This is a genomic window from Streptomyces malachitofuscus, assembly GCF_055571035.1.
On sequence record NZ_JBVIGA010000013.1, the window covers coordinates 241,589 to 244,478 of the forward strand.

At 71.5% G+C, this 2,890-nt stretch carries 3 protein-coding genes and 1 pseudogene; 3 read left to right on the forward strand and 1 reads right to left on the reverse strand.

The features are described 5' to 3' along the window. Nucleotides 1–142: 142 nt before the first annotated feature. A complete protein-coding gene (locus ACZ44S_RS20765; protein WP_466931146.1) occupies nt 143–985 on the reverse strand; it encodes an alpha/beta fold hydrolase in 843 nt (280 codons plus the stop codon). A 262-nt stretch (nt 986–1,247) separates the two neighbouring features. On the opposite strand from ACZ44S_RS20765, the gene ACZ44S_RS20770 reads away from it, so the two are divergent. The 3 genes and pseudogenes from ACZ44S_RS20770 to ACZ44S_RS20780 all read left to right on the forward strand — a co-directional run bounded on the left by ACZ44S_RS20770 (nt 1,248) and on the right by ACZ44S_RS20780 (nt 2,771). Next, a complete protein-coding gene (locus ACZ44S_RS20770; RefSeq protein WP_466931147.1) occupies nt 1,248–2,090 on the forward strand; it encodes a sigma-70 family RNA polymerase sigma factor family protein in 843 nt (280 codons plus the stop codon). Nucleotides 2,091–2,108: 18 nt separating this feature from the next. Beyond that, nucleotides 2,109–2,192: pseudogene (locus tag ACZ44S_RS20775) on the forward strand (sigma factor); the annotation flags it as partial. A gap of 105 nt (nt 2,193–2,297) precedes the next feature. Next, complete coding sequence (locus ACZ44S_RS20780; RefSeq protein ID WP_466931149.1) at nt 2,298–2,771, forward strand: carboxymuconolactone decarboxylase family protein; 474 nt, start codon at nt 2,298–2,300, stop codon at nt 2,769–2,771. Nucleotides 2,772–2,890: the final 119 nt, after the last annotated feature.

Consider the following 2,890-nt stretch of genomic DNA (forward strand, 5'->3'; position numbering starts at 1 on the left):
GGGGTCTCACGTGTTGCCCCTGGGTTTTTTTGTGGGGGTTTTTTTCCCCTTTCTTTTTTCCCCTTCCCCTCCCCCCCCCCCCCCTGGGGGGGGGGGGGGGGGGGGGGGGTGGCGCCCCCCCCCCGCCCCTCGGGCCGGACGGTCAGCGGACCGAGCGGGCCGCCCTCTCGATGATCCGGGCGACGTCGTCGGGCCGGGAGACACTCACGGCGTGCGAGGCGCGGACCTCCACCGTGTGCGCGTCGGCGCGTTCCGCCATGAAGCTCTGGGTCCTTGGGGGAATGTTGAGGTCCTCCGTGGCCACCAGGGCCCAGGAGGGGATGGTCTCCCAGGCCGGCTCGGACGCGTCCTCCTCCAGCGCGGCTCCGCTCACGGGCCGCTGGGTGACGGCCATGAGGGCGGCGGTGTTCTCCGGCACGTCCGCGGCGAACTGGTGGGGGAACTTGCCCTGTTCGATGTACAGGTCCGCTCCCTGGGAGCCGTCGGGCAGGGTGACAGGGACGGGGCGCAGGGCCTCGCCGAGGGTGCTGCCCGGGTACTTGGCCGCCAGTTCGAGGGCGCTCTCGCCCCGGTCGGGGATGAAGGCGGCGATGTACACCAGCGCCTTGACGTTGTCGGCTCCCCGCGCGGCGTTGGTGATGACCGATCCGCCGTAGGAGTGGCCCGCCAGCACGACGGGCCCGTCGATACCGGCCAACAGCTCCCTCACATAGGCGGCGTCGCTGCTCAGCCCGCGCAGCGGGGTGGCCGCGGCGACCACCGGGTAGCCTTCCTGCCGCAGCTGCTTCACGACCCCGTTCCAGCTGGTGGAGTCGGCGAACGCGCCGTGCACGAGGACCACGGTCGGCTTGCGGCGGTCCGGGGCGGACCCCGTTCCGGCGCCGGCCGGGGCGACCGAGGCGGCAAGGAGGGCCGCGGCGACGCCCGCCGTCGTCACCACGGACAGCGACGTACGGGAGCGGCGACTCAGAGATCGGCGATGCATGACAGTGCCTTTCGATAGGCGGAGGTGGCAGAACTGCCTTCTTCCGCCCGTATGACCGCTGATCATGGGGTGGCGTGACGGGGCGGGGAAAATAATCTCCGATGTGACAGCGTGTCACCGTCGGTGTCCCGGAGTCGGGGATGTCACAAGATCTACTCGTGTCCTGTCACTCCGTCGAGCGGTTCCCGACGACGCGGCACGGGCTGGTGGGGACTTCCCGGTGGCCGGGTCGTGTGGTGTCGTGTGAGAGGGAGGTTCCGCCATGGACCGAGCCGATGACGGACTGCCGATCGCGGAGCTGCTCGACGAACGGCGGCATCTGCTGGATGTCGCGTACTGGATGCTGGGCGACGGCCGGGACGCCGAGGGCGTCGTGGACGAGGCGTACCGACGCTGGTACGAGCTGTCCGAAGCGGAGCAGGAGCGCGTCGGCGTGCCGCGCTCCTGGCTGACCAGGGCCGTCGGCGGCATCTGTCTGTCCCGTCCGGCGCTGCCCGGCCAGGACGGCGCCCGCCCGGAGCCGCGCAGGCAGCTGGAGGAGGAGGTCAGCAGTGTTCTGCCGAACGTGCTGGACTCACTGACCCCGGCCGAGCGGGCCGCCTTCGTCCTCAACGACGTCTTCCGCATGGCTCCGGGGACGGTCGCCGGCATCGTGGGGCGGAGCGAGCCCGAGTGTGCCGAACTGGCCGAACGGGCGCGCCACAGTCTGCGGGCCCGGCGCGCACGGCCCACGACACCGCAGGCGCACGACGCCGTGGCCCGCGCTGTGCGGCGTGCCTGTACCGAGGAGGACGAGGATCTGCTGGCGTCGTTGCTGGCACCCGACGCCACGGCCTTCTTCGACGGCGGCGGCAAGGTCCGGGCGCTGGTCAGGCCGGTGCACGGTGACGCGCAGGTCGCCCGCAGCATGCTGCGACTGCTGGCCCGGCGTCCGGGCACGGCCCTGGACACGCACTCCGTCAACGGGCGGACCGGTCTCGTGGTCCGCCACGACGGCCGGGTCGCCGCGGTCATCAGCCTCGACATCGCCGACCACCACGTCGTACAGATCTGGGTCGTCCTCAATCCCGACAAGCTCCGTTCCTGGAACCTCCGGCGCCCCTGACGTCTTCGCACCGCGGCCCTGTCGCGCCTTTTCGGCGTCGCCCACCGGGTGCCGGGCAGCACGGTCGAGGCCGAGGACGTGGTGCAGGAGGTCTGGCTGCGCTGCCCGCCGGCGTGAGACTCAGGTCACATCCGCCCGCTGTCACAACCCACCCGCGCATCCCGGTCATCAAGGTGTCATCGCAATTCGCACCAGGAGGATCACACCGTGGATGCTCGTATCAACCTCTTCGGCAACGCCCTGGCGGGCAAGGTGCTCAAGCACATCAACTCGGCGAACAAGGTGGTCCACGACTCGACACTGCCGGTCGCGACCCAGGAACTGGTCAAGATACGCGCCAGCCAGATCAACGGCTGCGGCTTCTGCACCGACATGCACACCAAGGACGCCGCCGCCGGGGGAGAGACCCAGCTGCGTCTCAACCTGGTGGCCGCCTGGCGCGAGGCCAAGGTCTTCACCGACGCCGAGCGCGCCGCACTGGAGCTGGCCGAGCAGGGCAGCCGTATCGCGGACGCGGCCGGCGGCGTCACGGACGAGGCCTGGGCGAACGCGGCCAAGCACTACGACGAGGACCAACTCGCCGCACTGATCTCGCTGATCGGCATCATCAACGCGTACAACCGGATCAACGTCATCAACCAGCAGCCGGCCGGTGACTACCAGCCCGGCCAGTTCGGCTGAGGCACCCCGACGAACGACCGGTCCTGGGGGGGGGGGGGGGGGGGGGGGGGGGGGGGGGGGGGGGGGGGGGGGGGGGGGGGGGGGGGGGGGGGGGGGGGGGGGGGGGGGGGGGGGGGGGG

Excerpts from the sequence above, each read along its gene's own strand:
- ACZ44S_RS20765 (WP_466931146.1), bottom strand. The coding sequence starts at position 985 with ATGCATCGCCGATCTCTGAGTCGCCGCTCCCGTACGTCGCTGTCCGTG.
- ACZ44S_RS20770 (WP_466931147.1), top strand. The coding sequence starts at position 1,248 with ATGGACCGAGCCGATGACGGACTGCCGATCGCGGAGCTGCTCGACGAA.